The sequence below is a fragment of the Massilia sp. 2TAF26 genome, from assembly GCF_052115005.1.
Lineage (GTDB): Bacteria > Pseudomonadota > Gammaproteobacteria > Burkholderiales > Burkholderiaceae_D > Telluria.
The window spans coordinates 50710-70565 of the sequence record NZ_JBFRFV010000026.1 but is presented as its reverse complement, the minus strand read 5'-3'; the positions used below and the strand labels follow the sequence as shown (position 1 = coordinate 70565).

The 19856-nt window shown below is 65.5% G+C and carries 16 protein-coding genes and 1 pseudogene; 10 read left to right on the top strand and 7 right to left on the bottom strand.

The genetic code is table 11. The annotated features are described in order from the left end of the window. Window positions 1–3 precede the first annotated feature (3 nt). From AB4Z32_RS21920 to AB4Z32_RS21910, 3 genes are all read left to right on the top strand, one after another. Entirely contained in the window at window positions 4–1131 is a 1128-nt protein-coding gene (locus tag AB4Z32_RS21920; protein ID WP_442123987.1) for an aminopeptidase, read from the top strand. A 141-nt stretch (window positions 1132–1272) separates the two neighbouring features. Next, window positions 1273–2955: a long-chain fatty acid--CoA ligase gene (locus AB4Z32_RS21915; protein WP_442123986.1), complete on the top strand. Its 1683-nt coding sequence runs from the start codon at window positions 1273–1275 to the stop codon at window positions 2953–2955. Window positions 2956–3097: 142 nt separating this feature from the next. Then, entirely contained in the window at window positions 3098–4771 is a 1674-nt protein-coding gene (locus AB4Z32_RS21910; RefSeq protein WP_442123985.1) for a long-chain-fatty-acid--CoA ligase, read from the top strand. Window positions 4772–4807: 36 nt separating this feature from the next. On the opposite strand, the gene AB4Z32_RS21905 is transcribed toward AB4Z32_RS21910, so the two are convergent. Beyond that, a complete protein-coding gene (locus AB4Z32_RS21905; protein WP_442123984.1) occupies window positions 4808–6385 on the bottom strand; it encodes an alkaline phosphatase D family protein in 1578 nt (525 codons plus the stop codon). Window positions 6386–6392: 7 nt separating this feature from the next. Beyond that, the gene (locus AB4Z32_RS21900; RefSeq protein ID WP_442123983.1) at window positions 6393–6827 is read right to left on the bottom strand and encodes an acyl-CoA thioesterase; all 435 of its coding nucleotides are present in this window, start codon (window positions 6825–6827) and stop codon (window positions 6393–6395) included. Between the two features lie 185 nt (window positions 6828–7012). Here AB4Z32_RS21900 and AB4Z32_RS21895 point away from each other — a divergent pair, with 185 nt between their 5' ends. After that, a complete protein-coding gene (locus tag AB4Z32_RS21895) occupies window positions 7013–8863 on the top strand; it encodes an ABCB family ABC transporter ATP-binding protein/permease (RefSeq protein WP_442123982.1) in 1851 nt (616 codons plus the stop codon). A gap of 11 nt (window positions 8864–8874) precedes the next feature. After that, the gene (locus AB4Z32_RS21890; protein ID WP_442123981.1) at window positions 8875–9747 is read left to right on the top strand and encodes a Kdo hydroxylase family protein; all 873 of its coding nucleotides are present in this window, start codon (window positions 8875–8877) and stop codon (window positions 9745–9747) included. A 29-nt stretch (window positions 9748–9776) separates the two neighbouring features. Here AB4Z32_RS21890 and AB4Z32_RS21885 read toward each other — a convergent pair whose 3' ends face one another. Continuing rightward, the gene (locus AB4Z32_RS21885) at window positions 9777–10670 is read right to left on the bottom strand and encodes a LysR family transcriptional regulator (protein ID WP_442123980.1); all 894 of its coding nucleotides are present in this window, start codon (window positions 10668–10670) and stop codon (window positions 9777–9779) included. Between the two features lie 204 nt (window positions 10671–10874). On the opposite strand from AB4Z32_RS21885, the gene AB4Z32_RS21880 reads away from it, so the two are divergent. From AB4Z32_RS21880 to AB4Z32_RS21865, 4 genes are all read left to right on the top strand, one after another. After that, window positions 10875–11570, top strand: a complete 696-nt coding sequence (locus tag AB4Z32_RS21880) for an RraA family protein (protein ID WP_442123979.1) — start codon at window positions 10875–10877, stop codon at window positions 11568–11570. Then, complete coding sequence (locus tag AB4Z32_RS21875) at window positions 11567–12514, top strand: NAD(P)-dependent oxidoreductase (protein ID WP_442123978.1); 948 nt, start codon at window positions 11567–11569, stop codon at window positions 12512–12514. The genes AB4Z32_RS21880 and AB4Z32_RS21875 overlap by 4 nt, the downstream gene beginning before the upstream one ends. 65 nt (window positions 12515–12579) lie before the next feature. Next, window positions 12580–13902: an MFS transporter gene (locus tag AB4Z32_RS21870; protein ID WP_442123977.1), complete on the top strand. Its 1323-nt coding sequence runs from the start codon at window positions 12580–12582 to the stop codon at window positions 13900–13902. A gap of 88 nt (window positions 13903–13990) precedes the next feature. Next, window positions 13991–15046 carry a porin gene (locus AB4Z32_RS21865; RefSeq protein ID WP_442123976.1) on the top strand — a complete coding sequence of 352 codons (1056 nt, stop codon included), beginning with the start codon at window positions 13991–13993 and terminating at the stop codon, window positions 15044–15046. A 24-nt stretch (window positions 15047–15070) separates the two neighbouring features. Here AB4Z32_RS21865 and AB4Z32_RS21860 read toward each other — a convergent pair. The 3 genes and pseudogenes from AB4Z32_RS21860 to AB4Z32_RS21850 form a co-directional block, all read right to left on the bottom strand. Then, window positions 15071–15355: pseudogene (locus AB4Z32_RS21860) on the bottom strand (sensor histidine kinase); the annotation flags it as partial. Window positions 15356–15591: 236 nt separating this feature from the next. Beyond that, window positions 15592–16674 carry a type II asparaginase gene (locus AB4Z32_RS21855; protein ID WP_442123975.1) on the bottom strand — a complete coding sequence of 361 codons (1083 nt, stop codon included), beginning with the start codon at window positions 16672–16674 and terminating at the stop codon, window positions 15592–15594. 112 nt (window positions 16675–16786) lie between these two features. Beyond that, entirely contained in the window at window positions 16787–18058 is a 1272-nt protein-coding gene (locus tag AB4Z32_RS21850) for a dicarboxylate/amino acid:cation symporter (RefSeq protein ID WP_442123974.1), read from the bottom strand. Window positions 18059–18214: 156 nt separating this feature from the next. Between AB4Z32_RS21850 and AB4Z32_RS21845 the strand changes: the two genes are divergently transcribed. Then, entirely contained in the window at window positions 18215–18940 is a 726-nt protein-coding gene (locus AB4Z32_RS21845) for an amino acid ABC transporter ATP-binding protein (RefSeq protein ID WP_442123973.1), read from the top strand. On the opposite strand, the gene AB4Z32_RS21840 is transcribed toward AB4Z32_RS21845, so the two are convergent. Further along, window positions 18930–19823 (bottom strand): LysR family transcriptional regulator, encoded by an 894-nt coding sequence (locus AB4Z32_RS21840; protein WP_442123972.1) that lies wholly within the window; start codon window positions 19821–19823, stop codon window positions 18930–18932. The genes AB4Z32_RS21845 and AB4Z32_RS21840 overlap by 11 nt on opposite strands. Between the last annotated feature and the right edge of the window lie 33 nt (window positions 19824–19856).

Below are 19856 nucleotides of genomic sequence, written 5' to 3'. Positions count from 1 at the left end.
CACATGAAACTTTCGCGAATCGCCCCGCGGCTCCGCGCCGTGCTCCTGGCGGGCACGGCGGCGGGGCTGCTGGCCAGCTGCTCCACGCTGAACTACTACTCGCAGGCGGCCCAGGGCCAGCTTGAACTCCTGTCGGACGCCCGTCCGATCGACGACTGGATCGCCGACCCCGGCACCAGCTCCAAACTGCGCCTCCGCCTGGAGACGGCGCGCCAGATCCGCCGCTACGCTGTTAGCGAAATGTCATTGCCAGATAATGACAGTTATAAAAAATACGCCTCCCTGAAACGCCCTTACGTGCTGTGGAACGTGGTCGCCACGCCCGAGCTGTCGCTGCGGCCCCTGCAATGGTGCTTCCCGGTGGCCGGCTGCGTGAACTACCGCGGCTACTACAACAAGGATGCCGCCATGACCTACGCCAAGGAGCTGAAGGCGGACGGCAACGACGTCGAAGTCGGCGGCGTGCCGGCCTACTCGACCCTGGGCTGGTTCAGCGATCCCCTGATCTCCACCTTCATCAACTACCCGGATGCCGAACTGGCGCGCATGATCTTCCACGAACTGGCGCACCAGATCGTGTACGCGCAGGGGGATTCGCAGTTCAACGAATCCTTCGCCAGCACCGTGGAAGAGGTGGGCGTGGAACACTGGATGGAGCGCTTCGGCAACCAGGCCATGCGCGACAGCTATGCCCGCTACAAGAGCCGCAAGCACGACTTCCTGACCCTGCTGCTCAAGTACCGCAAGGCGCTCGAACAGAACTACGCCGTGGTCGACCGCAGCGACGACGAGAAGCGCGCGGTCAAGGCGCGCCTGTTCCAGGAACTGAAGGACGAGTACCAGGTCCTGAAGGGCAACTGGGGCGGCTATGCCGGCTACGACCGCTTCTTCGAACAGCCGTTGTCGAACGCCCACCTGGCCTCGATCGCGACCTACGAGGACTTCGTGCCGGCCTTCCGCGCCATGCTCAAGCGCGACGGCAACTTCCCGGCCTTCTACAAGTCGGTCAAGCGCCTGGCCGAGCTGGACCGCTCGGATCGCCACCGCATCCTGAAGACCCTGGCGCCGCCGGTGTCCACGGCGCCGCTGATGGTGCAGCGCAGCGAGGCGCCACCTATGGTCGGGCACTAGAATTCGTGTTCGAATTGCTTTAAAAGTGCTTGCTATCGGGCGCGCTGCCCGATAGCATCATGAAAGCAAACACAGCACGACCGTGCGTTTTTTTCGGTTGGGCGGCCCACACAGAAAAAATACACTGGAGACAGGCACCCGATGGACAAGATTTGGCTCAAGTCGTACCCACCCGGCGTCCCCGCTGAAATCGATCCCGACCAGTACGGCTCCCTCGTGCAGCTGCTGGAAGAGTCGTTCCAGAAGTACGCCGCGAACAACGCCTTCGTCTGCATGGACAAGTTCCTCACCTATGCGGAACTGGACGCGATGTCGAAGCGCCTCGCGGCCTGGCTGCAGAGCCGCGGCATGGCCAAGGGTGCGCGCGTGGCGGTGATGATGCCGAACGTGCTGCAGTATCCGGTGGCGCTGGCCGCCATCCTGCGCGCCGGCTATACGGTCGTGAACGTGAATCCGCTGTACACGCCGCGCGAGCTGGAGCACCAGCTGAAGGACTCGGGCAGCGAAGCCATCATCGTGCTCGAGAACTTCGCGCACACGCTGCAGCAGGTGATGGGCAAGACCCCGGTGCGTCACGTGGTGGTGGCGAGCATGGGCGAGATGCTGGGCGGGGCCAAGGGCATGCTGGTGAACTTCGTGGTCCGCAACGTCAAGAAGATGGTGCCGGACTACTCGCTGCCGAGTAGCGTGCGCTTCAAGGATGCGCTGGCGCAGGGCGCGAAGATGCCCTTCCAGCCGGCCCAGCTGAAGAACACGGACGTCGCCTTCCTGCAGTACACCGGCGGCACCACCGGCGTGTCGAAGGGCGCGACCCTGACGCACCGGAACGTGATCGCCAACCTGCTGCAATCGGAGGCATGGTCCTCGGTGGCGATGAGCCGGCCGCCGGCGGTCGAGCATCCTGTCATCGTGTGCGCGCTGCCGCTGTACCACATCTTCGCGCTGACGGTGTGCGCGCTGTGGGGCATGCGGGTGGGGGCGCTGAACATCCTGATCCCGAATCCGCGCGACATCCCGGGCTTCATCAAGGAGCTGGCCAAGTACAAGTTCAATGCGCTGCCGGCGGTGAATACGCTGTACAACGCGCTGGTGAACCATCCGGACTTCAGGCACCTGGACTTCTCGGGTCTGAAGCTGGCGAACGGCGGCGGCATGGCGGTGCAGCAGGCGGTCAACGACCAGTGGAAGGCCATCACCGGCACCCACATCATCGAGGGTTACGGCCTGTCGGAGACCTCGCCGGTGGCCACCGCGAACCGCTGCGACATCTCGTCCTTCACCGGCACGATCGGCCTGCCGATCCCGTCGACCGAGGTGGCGATTCTGGACGACGACGGCAAGGAACTGCCGATCGGCAGCGTCGGCGAGATCGCGATCCGCGGTCCGCAGGTGATGGCCGGCTACTGGAACCGTCCGGACGAAACGGCCAAGGTCATGACGCCTGACGGCTTCTTCAAGTCGGGCGACGTCGGCGTGATGGACGAGAACGGATACGTGAAGATCGTCGACCGCAAGAAGGACATGATCCTGGTCTCGGGCTTCAACGTCTATCCGAACGAACTGGAAGGCGTGATCGCCGCCCACCCCGGCGTGCTGGAGTGCGCGGTGATCGGCGTGCCGGACGAGCATTCCGGCGAAGCGGTCAAGGTCTTCGTGGTCAAGAAGGACCCGAACCTGACGGCCGAGCAGCTGATGGACTACTGCAAGCGCGAGTTCACCGGCTACAAGAAACCGAAGTACATCGAATTCCGCAGCGAGCTGCCGAAGACCAACGTCGGCAAGATCCTGCGGCGCGCATTGCGCGAGGAAAAGCAGGCAGCATAAAGATAGGCATGAACCCGTCGTCCCCGCGCAGGCGGGGACCCAAGGCAGAACTTGGGTCCCCGCCTTCGCGGGGAGTCATTTTTGGCAGTGCTAAAAATGACAAAAGCGGAGAGTTAAATTGATTAGAAAGATAGGCAATAACATGGACAAATTCTGGCTGGAGTCGTACGAGACGGGCGTACCGGCGGAGATCGACTGGACGCAATACCGTTCCCTCACGCACCTGCTGGAGGAAGCCTTCCGCAAGTACGCGGACCGCAAGGCCTATGCCTGCATGGGCAAGTCCATGACTTTCGCCGAACTCGACAAGCTGTCCGCCCAGATGGCGGCGTGGCTGCAGAGCCGCGGCCTGCAGCCGGGCGCGCGCGTGGCCATCATGCTGCCGAACGTGCTGCAGTATCCGGTGGCGATGGCGGCCATCCTGCGCGCCGGCTACACCATCGTCAACGTCAACCCGCTGTACACCGCGCGCGAGCTGCAGCACCAGCTGAACGACTCGGGCGCGGAAGCCATCGTGGTGCTGGAAAACTTCGCCCACACGGTGGCGGAAGTCGTCGGCCAAACCAAGGTCAAGCACGTCATCGTCGGCACCATGGGCGACCTGCTCGGCGCGAAGGGACTGATCGTCAACTTCGTGGTCCGCACCGTCAAGAAGCTGGTGCCGGCATGGTCGATTCCGAACGCGGTGCCGTTCAAGCGCGTGCTGGCGGAAGGCGCGCGCCAGACCCTCAAGCCGGTCCAGGTCGGCCATGACGACGTCGCCTTCCTGCAGTACACCGGCGGCACCACCGGCGTGTCGAAGGGCGCGGTGCTGCTGCACAAGCACGTGATCGCCAACGTGCTGCAGAACGAAGCCTGGTTCGCCCCGACCCTGGCCAAGGCCGGCGCCGACCTGCAGTTCGTGTGCGCGCTGCCGCTGTACCACATCTATGCGCTGACCGTCTGCGCCCTGCTGGGCCTGCGCGTGGGCGGCATGAACCTCCTGATCCCGAACCCGCGCGACATTGGCGGCTTCATCAAGGAACTGCGCAACTACCGCATCAACGTCTTCCCGGCCGTGAACACCCTGTACAACGGCCTGCTGAACCACCCGGACTTCGCCAGCCTCGACTTCTCCGGCCTGCTGGTCTGCCCGGGCGGCGGCATGGCGGTGCAGAAGCCGGTGGCGGACAAGTGGCTGCAGGTCACCGGCACCCCGATCGTCGAGGGCTATGGCCTGTCCGAGACCTCGCCGGTGGTCGCCGCCAACCGCTGCGACATCACGGGCTTTACCGGCACCATCGGCCTGCCGATCCCGTCGACCGAGATTCGCATCCTCGACGAAGCCAGCCAGGAAGTCCCGTTCGGCACCGCCGGCGAAATCGCCGTGCGCGGCCCGCAGGTGATGGCCGGCTACTGGAACCGACCGGACGAAACCGCCAAGGTCATGACCGCGGACGGCTTCTTCAAGACCGGCGACATCGGCATCATGAACGAGCAAGGCTACATCAAGATCGTCGACCGCAAGAAGGACATGATCCTGGTCTCGGGTTTCAATGTGTACCCGAACGAGGTCGAGGAAGTCGTGGCAAGCCACCCGGGCGTGCTGGAAGTGGCCTGCGTGGGCGTGCCGGACCAGCATTCGGGCGAGGCGGTCAAGCTCTACGTGGTCAGGAAGGACAAGGCGCTCACCAAGGAAGAGCTGATGGCCTTCTGCAAGGAGCAGCTGACCGGCTACAAGCGTCCGAAGTACATCGAGTTCCGCGAGACGCTGCCGAAGACCAATGTGGGCAAGATCCTGCGGCGTGAGTTGCGGGATGAGAAGCAGCCGGCGTAACAAACCCCGTCATCCCCGCGAAAGCGGGAATGACGGCTAGCCGTTCACCACCTCCACCCCAGCCTTCCCATCCACCACCCTGAAAGCCGCCAGCTCCCGCTGCGCGGTCTTCGGATCCCGCACCTCATCCAGCCCCATGAAGCGCGACCGCGTCTCGCTGGGCGTTACCTCCAGCAGCATGTAGCCGCGCCTGTCGCTGCGCCCGAACTTGATGTGGGGGTTCATTTCGACGTATTGCGCGGTGCGCTGCTGCGGGCGCGAGCTCGAGGTGACCGAGGTGCCGACGAACTCGGTGGCGATCACCGGATTGTCCTTCGATGCCGGGCGCTTGAAATCCGCACGCAGTTCGGTGGCGTAGAAGGTGTGGACGTCGCCGCCCAGCACCAGCGGATTGGCGGCCCGTGAACCCGCCAGGGTGTCCAGCAGCCGCCGGCGCGCGACCGGATAACCGTCCCAGCCATCGGTCCAGAAGCGCCCGCCGTCGCTGCCTGCGATCGGCACCTGGGTCGACTGCGCCATCAGGGTCTGCTGGGCCAGGATGTTCCAGCGCGCCCTCGAGCTTTGCAGGCCGTCCTGCAGCCAGGCTTCCTGTTCCCTGCCCAGCATGCTGCGCGACGGATCCAGCAGGGCAGGGCAGGCGCGCGGGCCCACGGAATTCGAGCCGCCCCGGCCCGGCTTCGGGCAGGCTTCGTAGGCGCGGTACTGGCGGTCGTCCAGCACGTGGAAGCGCGCCAGGCGCCCCCAGTCGTAGCGCTGAACCATGCGTACATTCGCAAAGCTGCGAGGCGGCGGCAGGCGCAGCGGCATGTGCTCGTAGAAGGCCTGGTAGGCCGCCGCGCGGCGCGCCGCGAAATCGCTCGAGAGCCGTTCGTCGCGGTCGGCGGCGTAGTCGTTGGCGACTTCGTGGTCGTCCCAGGTCACGATCCAGGGCGCCGCCAGGTGGGCCGCCTGCAGGTCCGGGTCGCTCTTGTACTGGGCGTAGCGCTGGCGGTAGCTCGCCAGGTCGAAGGATTCGTTCTGGCGCACCGCGCGTTGCGGATGCTGGAGCTGGAAAGGGCCCCATTCGTAGATATAGTCGCCGAGGAAGGCGACCAGGTCGGGCTGGGCCTCGGCGATGTAGCGGTGCGCCGCATAACTGCCGAATTCCCAGTGCTGGCAGGAGGCCACCGCCAGCTTCAGCATGTCGGGCATGCTGCCGGCGCTTGGGGCGGTGCGGGTGCGGCCGACCGGGCTGACGGCGTCGCCGAACAGGAAGCGGTACCAGTACCAGCGGCCAGGCTCCAGGGCCGTCACGTTCACGCGCACGCTGTGCGCCAGCTCCGGCGTGGCGATGACGCTGCCCTTGGCCGCGATCCTGCGGAAGCCTTCGTCCTGCGCGACTTCCCAGCGCAGCGGCACCGCCAGCCTGGGCGCCGAATTCGCATCCAGCGGATCGGGCAGGATGCGGGTCCAGAGGATCACGGAATCGGGCAGCGGCGAACCGGAAGCGACGCCCAAGCTGAACGGATAGCCGGCTGCGTTCGATGGCGCCGCGTGCAGTACCGAGGGACCAGCGGCGGTGAAGGCCGCGGCCAGGCGCGCCGCATCCAGCAGGAACAGGCGGCGCGACGGCATCAGTCTCTTATTCTGCGATCAGGGATTCGAGCGGCGGCAGCTGGCGCGGCTTGCGGTCCGGGCCGGTGGCGACATAGGTGAGGGTGGCCTCGGTGACTTTCACGACATTGGTCTGCAGGCGGTTACGTTCGGCGTAGACTTCGACGTAGACCGTGATCGAGGTATTGCCGACCTTGACGATGTCGGCGTAGAAGGACAGCAGGTCGCCGACGAAGACCGGATTCTTGAACAGGAAGGAGTTGACGGCGATGGTGGCCACGCGGCCGTTCGCGCGGCGCACGGCCGGCAGCGAGCCGGCGACGTCGACCTGTGCCATGATCCAGCCGCCGAACACGTCTCCATATACATTGGCGTCGGACGGCGCCGGCATCATCCGCAGCACTGGCATCTTTCCTTCAGGCAGGCGGGTGGTGGAAAGGGTCTGGTTTTCTGGCTGGGTCATCTTGAAATCTCGGTAAAAAGTTGGGACTCGAAAACCGTCGCGAGCGGCCGCAGTTTCGGTTGAGAAGCGCAGCTGTACTTGAGTACAGCGAGCATCGCAGACCGAAAATGCAACGTGTAGCAGGTTTTCGAGCTCCCAAACGCTACAATCGTCCCAGATTGAACCATAAATAAAGAATCTCTGTCATGCGACGCACTCCCGCAAGCTCCTCCCTTCCATCGCCCGCCGACCCGGCTGCCCGCCGCAACGACTGGGCCGTGATCGGCACCTTGATGCCCTATTTGTGGGTCTACAAATGGCGCGTGATGGCCGCGCTGGTCTGCCTGATCGGCGCCAAGGTGGCGAATATCGGCGTGCCGCTGGTGCTCAAGAATATCGTCGACAGCCTCAGCATCTCGCCCACCCATCCTTACGCGCTGCTGGTGCTGCCGCTCGGCGCCCTGTTCGCGTATGGCGCGCTGCGCTTCTCGACCACGCTGTTCACCGAGTTGCGCGAATTCCTGTTCGCGCGCGTGACCCAGCGCGCGGTGCGCACCATCGCACTGAAGGTGTTCCGCCACCTGCACGCGCTGTCGCTGCGCTTCCACCTGAACCGCCAGACCGGCGGCATGACGCGCGATATCGAACGCGGCACGCGCGGCGTCAGCTCGCTCGTGTCGTATTCCTTGTTTTCGATTTTGCCGACCCTGGTCGAGATCACGCTGGTGCTGGGCTACCTGGGGGCGCGCTACGACAAGTGGTTCTCGATCATCACCGGGGCGGCGCTGGTCACCTACATCACCTTCACCATCGTCGTCACTGAATGGCGCACCCACTTCAGGCGCACGATGAACGAGCTCGATTCGAAGGCCAACACCAAGGCCATCGACTCGCTGATCAACTACGAGACCGTCAAGTACTTCGGCAACGAGGACTACGAAGCCAAGCGCTACGACGCAGGACTGCAGGACTACGAGCGCGCCGCCGTGCGTTCGCAGACCTCGCTGTCCTTCCTGAACTCGGGCCAGTCGCTGATCATCGCCGCCGCCGTCACCGCCATCCTGTGGCGCGCTACCGCCGGCGTGATCGACAAGACCATGACCCTGGGCGACCTGGTGCTGGTGAACTCCTTCATGCTGCAGCTCTACATTCCGCTCAACTTCCTGGGCGTGATCTACCGCGAGATCAAGCAGAGCCTGGCCGACATGGAGCGCCTGTTCGGCCTGCTGGAGCAGAACCGCGAAGTGGCCGATTCGCCGGATGCGAAACCGCTGGCCACGCGCGGCGCCCAGGTCGCGTTCTCGCACGTCGAATTCAGCTACGACCCCAAGCGCCAGATCCTGTTCGACGTCGACTTCACGATCCCGGCCGGCACCACCACCGCCGTGGTTGGCCACAGCGGCTCGGGCAAGTCGACCCTGTCGCGCCTGCTGTTCCGCTTCTACGACGTGCAGCAGGGCGCGATCAGCATCGACGGCCAGGACATCCGCAAGGTGACCCAGGATTCGCTGCGTCACGCGATCGGCATCGTGCCCCAGGATACGGTGCTGTTCAACGACACCATTGAATACAACATCGCCTACGGCCGTCCCGGCGCCAGCCGCGAGGACATCGTGGCGGCGGCGCGCGCAGCCTCCATCCACGACTTCATCGAAAGCCTGCCCGATGGCTATGCGACAATGGTGGGTGAGCGCGGCCTGAAGCTGTCCGGCGGCGAGAAGCAGCGGGTCGCGATCGCGCGTACGCTGCTGAAGAATCCGGCGATCCTGATCTTCGACGAAGCGACGTCGGCGCTGGACTCCCGCGCGGAGCAGGCGATCCAGGCGCAGCTGAAGGAAATCGCGAAGCAGCGCACCACGCTGGTGATCGCGCACCGCCTGTCGACCATCGCCGACGCGCACCAGATCCTGGTGCTCGACCATGGCCGCATCGTCGAACGCGGCACGCACGGACAGCTGATCGCGCAGAACGGCTTGTATAAACAGATGTGGGACCGGCAGCTGGCAAGGCAGGACGAAGACCTGGCCTCGCCTCCTTTGGCCCTCGAACAGGATTAAGAAAGACAAACATGGAAAACCAGATCGTCGAGATCGACATGAAGGAGGTCGGCCACGGCAATCCGGCCTGGATCGCCGCGCTGGAAGCGGGGAAGGTGCTGTACTTCCCGAACTTCGGCGAGCACGGTTTCGCGCCCCAGAAGGAAGAGCTGGCGCTGTTTCGCGAAGACATCCGCGACCCCAAGATCCGCAACATCAGCCTCGACCCTGCTGGCCGGCTGAAAGGCGTGATCGGCGACGACGCCACGCAGGCGCTGGCCGCCGGCATGATCGGCCGCTTTCGCGCCCAGGCCGAGGGCCTGCTGGGCAACCTGGTGCCGCGCTACGGCGAGCACCTGCGCCGCGGCTCGGTCAGCTTCCGTCCGTCGAAGGTCGAGACCCGGGTCCAGTCCTGGCGCGCCGACGACCGCCGCCTGCACGTCGACGCCTTTCCCTCGCGTCCGAACCGCGGCGAACGCCTGCTGCGCGTGTTCACCAACGTGAACCTGGAAGGCGTGCCGCGCGTGTGGCGCGTGGGCGAACCGTTCGAGGATGTGGCGAAACGCTTCCTGCCGCGCGTGAAGAAGTACGTGCCCTGGCAGGCCAAGGCCTTGGCCGCGCTGCACGTGACCAAGTCGCTGCGCAGCGAATACGACCACCTGATGCTGCAGCTGCACGACTCCATGAAGGCCGACCTCGACTACCAGAAGAACGCGCCGCAGGTCACCTTCGGCTTCCCGCCCGGCTGCGCCTGGGTGTGCTTCTCGGACCAGGCCTCGCACTCGGTGATGTCGGGCCAGTACATGCTGGAGCACACCTTGCTGCTGTCGCCGATGCAGCAGTACGACAAGGAATCGAGCCCGCTGGCCATTCTGACGCGGCTGCAGGGGCACGCCCTCGTGTGATTCGACGTTTGCGTGGGCTCGGTGTGCCCTCAGACCGACAACAACGCGTTCCCTTGCGCGCGGAGGATCTCCGCGACGCGCGCCGCCGCCGGCGACAGATAACCGTTCCGCCGGTAGGCCAGGCCGAGGCGGCGCTGCATCTGGGTGTCGGCCAGTATCACCTCGCGCACACGGGCCTTGCCCGAGACGAGATTGAAGCGGGTGACGAAACCCAGTAACGGCGTCTTCTCGAGGATAGGCAGGATCGCATTCAGCACGTTCGATTCGATCTGTACCTGCGGACGCGGAAGACCATGCCGCTCGAATGTCTGGTTCAGCCATTGGCGCGAGGCGACCGTTGCCGCCGGCAGCATCCATTTGTAGTCGAGCAGGCCCGCGAGCGTGCAGGGCGAATCGAATACCGGGTGGTGCTCGTTCGCCATCACGACTACCGTGTCTTCCGCAATCTGCTCCCACACGATATCCCGCTCGGTCTCCGTGATCGGGCTCAGCACCAGATCCAGCTCACCCTCCTGCAGGCTGGCCATCAGGTTGGCATTCATCGCTACGGCCAGGTTCACGGTAATGCCGGGTGCTTCGGCCAGTAATTGCTGGAACACGGCAGGCATCAGATGTTCGGCCAGCGTCGGCACGCAGCCGATGCGCACATTCCCCTGCAAACCACTGGCGTAATCCTGCATCTCGCGCGCCGTCTCCTCCACCATGATCGCCATCTGCCGCGTGCGCCGCACCAGGACCTCGCCGGCGACGGTCAGCCGCATGCCGCGCCCATCCTTTTCGAACAGTTTCGCGCCCAGGTCTTCTTCCAGGCGGTCGATGCATTTGGTCAGCGCAGGCTGGGTCCGGTGCAGGCGCTCGGCGGCCCGCCCCAGGTTGCCTTCCTCGGCGATCACTTCGAAGTATTTCAGGTCGCGGAAGTCCATCGATATATTCCCGAAAGTTTAAGAATTCGAAAAATAAGTGAATATACATTATAGATCGTGCTTCCTATACTCGGCTCATACAAGAATCTGCCTGACAAAAAAGCAGCCGCATCGGAGGAGACATCCATGGCATCCCGCATCTCGCGTGCCGTCCTGCGCCCGTCCCTCCTCGTGGCTGCCTCCTACCTACGACGAGGACCCACCATGAGCCATACCACCCCACCCGACGTCATCCGCAACATCGAGCGCATCGACCCTGAACTGGTCGCGCGCGCCGCCCAGTACCCGTCTTCCATCCTGGCCGACGTTGCCGGCCGCCGCGGCGCCCTGAGCAGCCGCATCGCGCCGCTGGCGCCGAGCATGCGCCTGGCCGGACCGGCGCTGACGGTCGAAGTGCGCCCCGGCGACAACCTGATGATCCACGCGGCGATGGCGATCGCCAAGCCGGGCGACGTGCTGGTCATCGACGGCAAGGGCGACGATACCAGCGCCCTGATGGGCGAGATCATGGTCAGCCAGTGCATGGCGATCGGCATCGCCGGCATCGTCGTCTACGGCGCCGTGCGCGATACCGAGGCGATCCGCGCGCTGGGCTTCCCGATGTATGCCACCGGCGCCAACCCGAACGGGCCGACCAAGCAGGTGCCGGGCCGGATCAACTGGCCGATTTCCGTGGGCGGCGTGACGGTGCGCCCGGGCGACCTGGTGGTGGGCGATGCCGACGGCATCGTCATCGTCGAGCCGGTCAAGGTACCGGCCGTGCTGGACGCGGCCAGGCAGAAGCTGGCCGATGAAACCGCGCGCATCGAAGGCATCCGCAGCGGCGCCCAGCTGCGTCCGGCCTGGCTCGACGCCGCCCTGCGCAAGGCCGGCGTGCTGGCCGAAGGAGAAACGCTGTGAGCGCCGTCCTCGAGGAACAAGCCAAGCGCGACGTGATCCTGGTGACCGGCGCCGACCTGGCCGGCAAGGCGGTCGCGCTGCTGTCGACCTACGACCTGGTCTACGCCGGCAAGACGCCGACCGAGGACGAGCTGGTCGCCCTGTGCCGCCAGCACCAGCCGGTCGCGATCATCGTGCGCTACGGCCGCATCACCGAGCGCGTGATCGAGGCCTGCACCCGCCTGCGCGTGATTTCCAAGCACGGTTCCGGCACCGACACCATCGACAAGGAAGCGGCGGCAAAGCGAGGCATCGCCGTCAAGGCGGCGGTCGGCGCCAACGCGGCCGCCGTGGCCGAACATGCCTGGGCGCTGATCTTCGCCTGCGCCAAGGACGTGCCGGCGCTCGATCGCCGCATGCATGAGGGCCACTGGGACAAGGCCACCCACAAGAGCCTGGAGCTGAAAGGCCGCACGCTCGGCCTGGTGGGCCTGGGCGCGATCGGCGCGCGCGTGGCCACCGTCGGCAGCGCACTGGGCATGCAGGTGATCGCGCACGACCCGTTCGCGCAAACGGCGCCGGATGGCGTCAGCCTGTTGCCGCTGGCGGACGTGATCGCGCAGTCGGACGTGCTGTCCCTGCATTGCCCGCTCACCAAGGACAACGCCAACATGCTGAACGCGCAAACGCTGGCCACCATGCGCCGCGGCGCCATCGTCGTCAACACCGCGCGCGGCGGCCTGATCGACGAAGCGGCGCTGGCCGATGCCCTGCGCAGCGGCGCCCTGCGTGCCGCTGGGCTGGACAGCTTCCAGGTCGAACCCTTCACCCCCGGCCACCCGTTCACCGGGATTCCGAACGCCATCCTGTCGCCACACATCGGCGGCGTGACCGGCGATGCCTACGTCGGCATGGGCACGGCGGCGGCGGCCAACGTGCTGGCGGTTCTGGAACAGCAAGCCTGACGTCACACAAAAACCACAGGCGCGCACCCAAGACGCGCTTTAACCCTTACAGTATGGGAGACGACATGAACGACATCGACAACAACCCCCGCCTCGAGGCGGAAACGATGCGCAAGGTAACTTGGCGCATCATTCCCTTCCTGATCGTTTGCTACCTGATGGCCCTGATCGACCGCGGCAACATCGGCATGGCAGCCCTGCAGATGAACGGCGACCTCGGCCTCACCAAGAAAGTCTTCGGCTTTGCCGGCAGCCTGTTCTTCATCGCCTACTTCTTCTTCGAAGTGCCGAGCAACCTGGCGCTGCAGAAGTACGGCGCCCGCAAGTGGATCGCGCGGATCATGATCATCTGGGGCCTGGTGTCGGCCTGCACCGCCTTCGTGCAGGGCCAGAACTCGCTGTTCTTCATGCGTTTCCTGCTCGGCGCGGCCGAAGCCGGCTTCTTCCCCGGCGTCGTGCTGTACCTGACCTACTGGTTCCCGGCCGCCTACCGTGCGCGCATCGTCGCCACCTTCATGGTGGCGGTACCGATGGGCAGCTTCATCGGTTCGCCGATCTCGGCCCTGCTGCTCCAGACCGACGGGATGTTCGGCATGCGCGGCTGGCACTGGCTGTTCATTCTCGAAGGCCTGCCCACCGTCCTGCTGGGCATCGTCTGCCTGTTCTTCCTGACCGATCGCCCCGAGCAGGCGAAGTGGCTCAGCGACGAGCAGCGCAACTGGCTCTCCACGCGCATCGAGAAGGAACGCAGCGAGAAGAAGACCGCGGCCCGCGTGTCGGTCTGGAAGCTGTTCCGTACCAAGGAAGTGCTGGGCATGGCGCTGGTCTGCTCGGCCGCCTCGGCTGCAGGCAGCGTCCTCAACGTGTGGCAACCGCAGCTGTTGAAATCCTTCGGCCTGACCGTCATGCAGACCGGCCTGGTCAATTCGATACCCTACGTGATCGCCTCGGTGCTGATGATCCTGTGGGGCCGCCATTCGGACAAGAAGGGCGAACGCCGCTGGCACACCGCCATTCCGCTGCTGCTGGTCGCCGGCGGCATGCTGTTCACCTCGGCCACCAGCGCGCTGATCCCGACCGTGGTCCTGCTGTCCTGCGTGCTGGTCGGCGCCTATTCCTTCAAGGGACCGTTCTGGGCGCTGAGCTCGACCTGGATCGCGCCCTCGGCGGCGGCAGCCGGCCTGGCCGCCATCAACGCCACTTCCAACCTGATCGGCGGCGGCCTCATGGTCAACGTCTACGGCTGGATCAAGGAAGAAACCGGCAGCTATGCGCTGGCCCTGATGCCGATTGCCGGCCTGGCCGTGGCCAGCGTCCTCATCCTCCTGTCGCTCAGCAGTGACGCCAGCCAGGCGGCGCGCAAGGCGGCGGCCAAGGCAACCGCTTAAATCCCGCATCACCCCTGTAGTTTTTCATCGGCAACCGCCGAGGGCAGCGCACGCCCTCGGCCACCATAAATCCATCAATAACGAGACAATGAAAACCCAAGCTACCCTGATGCTGGCCCTCGCGGCCCTGTTCCCGGCCGCCGCATTCGCCCAGGCCAGCGTGACCGTCTACGGCTCCGTCGATGCCGGATTGCGCTACCAGACCAATGTCGACGCCGAAGGCCACGGCATGTGGACCACGAGCTCCGGCAATTACTACTCGAACCGGCTGGGCTTTCGCGGCGTGGAGCAGCTCGGCAATGGGCTGAACGCGCACTTCCAGCTGGAGAGCGGCTTCAACAGCAAGACCGGCGCCCTGGACAACACCAACAACGTCCTGTTCAACCGTACCGCAGCGGTCGGGCTGGGCGGCAGCTGGGGTTCGATCGACATCGGCCGCCAGTACACGATCGGCTTCCGGACCGAGAAATTCCTCGACCCCTTCGATCACCACTACACGCCCATCGTGCCGTTGTCCTCGGGCGCCGGCACCAGCTTGCCGGCGGCGGCGAAAACGGCCGGCCTGAGCGCATCGTCGTCGTCCGGCACGCGCTTCAACAACGACATCCAGTACACCGGCAGCTTCGACGGCCTGACCCTGCGCGCCGAATACGCGCCGGGCGAAGTCGCGGGAGATGCCGGGAAGGGGACGGCGAAGGCAGTGGGCTTCAGCTACGCCAAGGGAATGCTGCTGGCGGCGGGTGCCTGGACGGACAAGCAGACCACCACCGGCTTCGACAATCACGCCTTCGTGGTGGGCGGCGGCGTCAAGGTCCATGCCTTCACCGTCAAGGCCGGCCTGTCGCGCGAACGCCAGGAGACCGCGAGCGCGGGCAGCTACCAGCTGGAGACGCGCTTCGGCGGCGTCAACTACCAGGTCAACCAGCCGGTGGAAGTCACCGCCGCCTTCTATCGCTCGGACTACGACAGCCGCACGGGCGGCGGCCGGCGCGACCTGACCCTGGTGGGCGCTGCGTACCACTTTTCGAAGCTGACCAACCTGTATGCGGAGGTCGACTTCAACCGCTATGACGACGCCCTGGTCCCGTCGACCAAGCAGACCTCCCAGCGCGCGGTGCAGCTGGGCGTGATGAAGATGTTCTGAGGTCAGGGAGAGACCGTCCAGGCTTCAGGCCGCAGGCCTTAGGGAGGCCGGCGGCGTGATCGGCAGCCGGATGGTGAAAGTCGTCCCGGCCTCGGGCGTCGATGCGACCTCGATGCGTCCGCCGTGCTTGTTGATGACGCTGTAGGACAGCGACAAGCCCAGTCCCGTGCCGCTGCCGACCGGCTTGGTGGTGAAGAAGGGTTCGAAGATGCGGTTCATGTTCTGCGCCGGGATGCCGCAAGCGGTGTCGCTGATCGCCACCCACACCCAGTCGCCGTCGACCCCGGTGCCGATGGTGATCACGCCGCGCGACCGTGGCCTGCCTCGGGCGCCGGCGGCGGGCTGCACGCGAAGGATTCGACTTCTTCAAACCGCATGGCCATGGCGGATTCGGCGGACGACGAAAGCACGATTCCATTATCGCGGCGAACGATAAATACGGAACGCATTCTTGCTTTTTCCGCACGGCGATATTGCGAAATATGGCCCCGATACGACAAAAAAGCCGCCCGAAGGCGGCTTGTCGTCGCTGGCGGGCGCCAGGATCAATAGGTGTAGAACATGCGCTGGATTTCCCTGGTGCTGTTCGTCTTGGTCAGCGCCAGCATCAAGAGGATGCGCGCCTTCTGCGGATTCAGCGTGTCCGAGACGACGAAGTCGAGCTGGTCGTCGTTGGCTTCGCCGTTGCGCGCCACGATGCCCTGGCCGACGCGGCTCGAACGCACGACGACCACGCCTTTTTCGCGCGCGGCGGAGAGGGCCGGGCGCACCTTGTTCGGCAGGCTGCCGTCGCCCACGCCGGCGTGGACCAGGCCCCTGGCGCCGGCGGCGACGAAGGCGTTGACCGCGGTCGGGCCGACGTTGGCGTAGCTGTAGGCGATTTCCACGGCCGGCAGCGACGTCAGGTTCGACACGTCGAACTCGGTGTCGACGGTGTGCTTGCGGGTCGAGGCGCGGTAGAAGTGCGGCTGGTTGCCGACCACATAGCCCAGCATGCCCAGCTCCGGCGACTTGAAGGTGTCGGTGGTGACGGTGTTGGTCTTGGTGACTTCGCGCGCGGCGTTGATCTGGTCGTTCATCACCACCAGCACGCCTTTGCCCACCGCTTCCTGGCTGCCGGCGGTCAGCACGGCGTTGTACAGGTTGATCGGGCCGTCGGCCGAGATCGCGGTCGAGGGACGCATCGCGCCGACCACCACCACCGGCTTGCGGCTCTTGACCACCAGGTCCAGGAAGTAGGCGGTTTCCTCGATGGTGTCGGTGCCGTGGGTGATGACGATGCCGTCCACGTTCGGCTGGGCCAGCAGGGCGTTGACGCGCTTGGCCAGGATCAGCCACTGCTCGTTGCCCATGTTCTCGCTGGCGATCTGGAACACCTGTTCGCCGCTCACGTGGGCGACCTTCTGCAGTTCCGGCACCGCCTTGATCAGGGCGTCGACGCCGACCGTGGCGGCGGTATAGCCGACCGTGGTGGTGCTGGTGGCGCCGGTGCCGGCGATGGTGCCGCCGGTGGCGAGGATGACCACGTTCGGCAGTTTGGCCGGGGCGGCGGTCTGGGCCTGGGCGGCGAGGGCGAACAGGCAGAGGAAGAGCGCGAACAGCGTGCGCGCGGATTTCAGGTAAGTCATATGGTCTCCAGAAAAGCGTCGCCCCCGCGCAGGCGGGGGCCCAAGTTCTGCGTGAGCTAACAAGACGCATGCAAACTTGGGCCCCCGCCTGCGCGGGGGCGACGGATGAAAATCAGCGCAGCGGCGACGTCGCAATATCCGTGCCGGCCGCCTTCGGGTCGCTCAGTTCGCCTTCCCACTTCGCGACCACGGCGGTGGCGATGCCGTTGCCGATCACGTTGGTGGCCGAGCGCGCCATGTCCAGGAAGTGGTCGATGCCCAGCAGGAGCAGCAGGCCGGCTTCCGGAATGTGGAACTGGTTCAGGGTCGCGGCGATCACCACCAGCGAAGCGCGCGGCACGCCGGCCATGCCCTTCGAGGTCAGCATCAGCACCAGCATCATGGTCAGCTGGGTCGACAGCGGCACTTCGATGCCGTAGGCCTGGGCGATGAAGATGGTGGCGAAGGTGCAGTACATCATCGAACCATCGAGATTGAACGAGTAGCCGATCGGCAGCACGAAGGCGGCCAGGCGGTTCTTGACGCCGAAGCGCTCCAGGCCTTCCAGGGTTTTCGGGAAAGCGGCTTCCGACGAGGCGCAGGTGAAGGCCAGGATGGTCGGTTCGCGCAGTTCGCGCAGCAGCTGCAGGATGCGCGGGCCGACGAACAGGATGCCGATCGCGATCAGCACGATCCACAGCAGCGCGATGCCGAGGTAGAACTCACCCATGAACACGCCGTAGGTCGACAGCACGCCGACGCCGCTCTTGGCGATCACGCTGGCGACCGCCGCGAACACCGCGACCGGCGCGAAGTTCATGACGTAGCCGGTTACCTTCAGCATCACGTGGGCGGCGCCGTCGATGGCGTCGATCAGCGGGGTGGCGCGCGCGCCCACGGCGGCGGCGCCGGTGCCGAAGAAGATCGAGAAGATCACGATCTGCAGGATCTCGTTCTTGGCCATGCCGTCGGCGATCGAGGTCGGCACCAGGTGGGTGATGAATTCCTTGAGCGTCAGGCCGGTCACGGCGATGCCCGAGGATTCGGTCACGGCCGGCAGGTGGCCGGCGGCGGCCATCGCGTCGCCCGGACGGAACAGGTTCACCAGGATCAGGCCCAGGGTCAGCGAGAGGATCGAGGCGATGATGAACCAGCCCAGCGCCTTGACGCCGATGCGGCCCACCTCGGAGGCGTCGCCCATCTTGGCGATGCCGACCACCAGGGTCGAGAACACCAGCGGCGCGATGATCATCTTGATCAGGCGGAGGAAGAGGGTGGTTACCAGCGACAGCGTGTCGGCGAAGCCGGCAGCGCTTTCCAGGTAATTGTGTGCGAAGTAGCCGACGGCGATGCCAAGCACCAGCCCCACGAGGATGTAAGTGGTCAGGCGATTACGATTATTCATAGGGTTCCTTCCGGTGATGGCGGTGCGACGGAAAACAGGGGAGATCGTCCGACCTGTTCCGCTGACTTTTCTGGCGCGGTACTGACAATCTTGGCAAGTTCCGCAGTATCCTAGGGGCCGATGGTGCTGTCAAGCACGCCCAAGGCACACAACTATATGATTGAAATAGACAATGTCAGCAAGTGGTACGGCAGCTTCCAGGTGCTCAGCGATTGCAGCACGCGGGTGGCGCGGGGCGATGTGGTGGTGGTGTGCGGCCCCTCCGGTTCCGGCAAATCGACTCTGATCAAGACCGTCAACGGCCTCGAGCCCTTCCAGCAGGGCAGCATCCACGTCGACGGCACCTCGGTCGGCGACCCGGCCACCCGGCTCCCGGCGCTGCGCGCGCGGATCGGCATGGTGTTCCAGAACTTCGAGCTGTTCCCCCACCTGTCGGTGCGCGACAACCTGAACCTGGCCCAGATGAAGGTGCTGAAGCGCTCGCGCGAGGAGGCGACCGCCAACGGCCTGAAATACCTGGAGCGGGTCGGCCTGCTGGCGCACCAGGACAAGTTCCCCAGCCAGCTCTCGGGCGGCCAGCAGCAGCGCGTGGCGATCGCGCGCGCGCTGGCGATGGACCCGGTGGCGATGCTGTTCGACGAGCCGACCTCGGCCCTCGATCCGGAGATGGTGGGCGAGGTGCTGGACGTGATGACGGGCCTGGCCCAGGACGGCATGACCATGATGGTGGTGACCCACGAGATGGGATTCGCGCGCCGGGTGGCCGACCGCATCCTGTTCATGGACCACGGCCGCATCGTCGAGGAAAGCGCCAAGGACGATTTCTTCGACGCGCCGAAGTCGGAGCGGGCGCGCGAATTCCTCGCGCGGATCATTCACTGACTAGAGCGCGCCGGCACAGCGCCAGCAGCGCCTCGATGCCCTCGGTGCGGTACTTCTGCCGGTGCAGCACGATGTGCAGCGGCCGCACCAGGCGCAGGAAGGGCGTCTCCACCAGCGCCAGGCTGCCGCGTTCGACTTCGCCGGCCAGGGTGGTCGAGGACAGGCAGGAGATCCCGATCCCGCTTTCCACCGCCCGCTTGATCGCCTCGGTGCCGCCCAGCTCCATCGCCAGCGCGATTTCGCCCAGCTGGCCGGTCAAGAGCTGCTCGACCACCTCGCGCGTGCCCGAGCCTCGCTCGCGCAGGATCCAGCGCGCACGCCGCAAGGTGTCGATGCTGGCGCCGCCCGGCCGGGCCAGCGGATCGTCCGGCCGCACGCACACCGCCAGCTGGTCTTGGCGCCAGGCGATGGATTCGATGTCCGCGTGCAGGCAGGGCCCTTCGACGAAGCCGACGTCGATCTCGAAGCGCAGCAGTGCATCCAGCACCTGCTGGGTATTGCCGACGTCCAGCCGCAGCTGGCTGCCCGGCCGCGCCGTCTGGAACTGTCCGATCAGGCGCGGCAGCAGGTAGTTGCCGATGGTGGAGCTGGCGCCCAGGCGCAGGTTCACCGCGCGCCCGCCTTCATGGAACAGCTGCTCCATCTCCACCGCCCGCTCGACCATCTCGACCGCCTTCGGGTACAGCACCCGGCCGTCGCCGTTCAGCACGAGGCGCTTGCCGACCCGGTCGAATAGCCGGGTGCCGAGCTGGCGCTCGAAATCGGCCAGGGCCATGCTGGCCGCCGACTGGGTCAGGCCGATCGCGGCGGCGGCCTGGGTCACGCTGCCTTTGCGGGCGGTGGCGACGAAGACTTCGAACTGCCTGAGGGTCGTGTGGAGCATTGCTTATCAGTTATGCTGATTAATCATATCAAT

Bases quoted from the DNA above. Each gene is read 5' to 3' on its own strand.
- AB4Z32_RS21920 (WP_442123987.1), top strand. From the start codon at position 4: ATGAAACTTTCGCGAATCGCCCCGCGGCTCCGCGCCGTGCTCCTGGCG.
- AB4Z32_RS21915 (WP_442123986.1), top strand. From the start codon at position 1,273: ATGGACAAGATTTGGCTCAAGTCGTACCCACCCGGCGTCCCCGCTGAA.
- AB4Z32_RS21910 (WP_442123985.1), top strand. From the start codon at position 3,098: ATGGACAAATTCTGGCTGGAGTCGTACGAGACGGGCGTACCGGCGGAG.
- AB4Z32_RS21905 (WP_442123984.1), bottom strand. From the start codon at position 6,385: ATGCCGTCGCGCCGCCTGTTCCTGCTGGATGCGGCGCGCCTGGCCGCG.
- AB4Z32_RS21900 (WP_442123983.1), bottom strand. From the start codon at position 6,827: ATGACCCAGCCAGAAAACCAGACCCTTTCCACCACCCGCCTGCCTGAA.
- AB4Z32_RS21895 (WP_442123982.1), top strand. From the start codon at position 7,013: ATGCGACGCACTCCCGCAAGCTCCTCCCTTCCATCGCCCGCCGACCCG.
- AB4Z32_RS21890 (WP_442123981.1), top strand. From the start codon at position 8,875: ATGGAAAACCAGATCGTCGAGATCGACATGAAGGAGGTCGGCCACGGC.
- AB4Z32_RS21885 (WP_442123980.1), bottom strand. From the start codon at position 10,670: ATGGACTTCCGCGACCTGAAATACTTCGAAGTGATCGCCGAGGAAGGC.
- AB4Z32_RS21880 (WP_442123979.1), top strand. From the start codon at position 10,875: ATGAGCCATACCACCCCACCCGACGTCATCCGCAACATCGAGCGCATC.
- AB4Z32_RS21870 (WP_442123977.1), top strand. From the start codon at position 12,580: ATGAACGACATCGACAACAACCCCCGCCTCGAGGCGGAAACGATGCGC.
- AB4Z32_RS21865 (WP_442123976.1), top strand. From the start codon at position 13,991: ATGAAAACCCAAGCTACCCTGATGCTGGCCCTCGCGGCCCTGTTCCCG.
- AB4Z32_RS21855 (WP_442123975.1), bottom strand. From the start codon at position 16,674: ATGACTTACCTGAAATCCGCGCGCACGCTGTTCGCGCTCTTCCTCTGC.
- AB4Z32_RS21850 (WP_442123974.1), bottom strand. From the start codon at position 18,058: ATGAATAATCGTAATCGCCTGACCACTTACATCCTCGTGGGGCTGGTG.
- AB4Z32_RS21845 (WP_442123973.1), top strand. From the start codon at position 18,215: ATGATTGAAATAGACAATGTCAGCAAGTGGTACGGCAGCTTCCAGGTG.
- AB4Z32_RS21840 (WP_442123972.1), bottom strand. From the start codon at position 19,823: ATGCTCCACACGACCCTCAGGCAGTTCGAAGTCTTCGTCGCCACCGCC.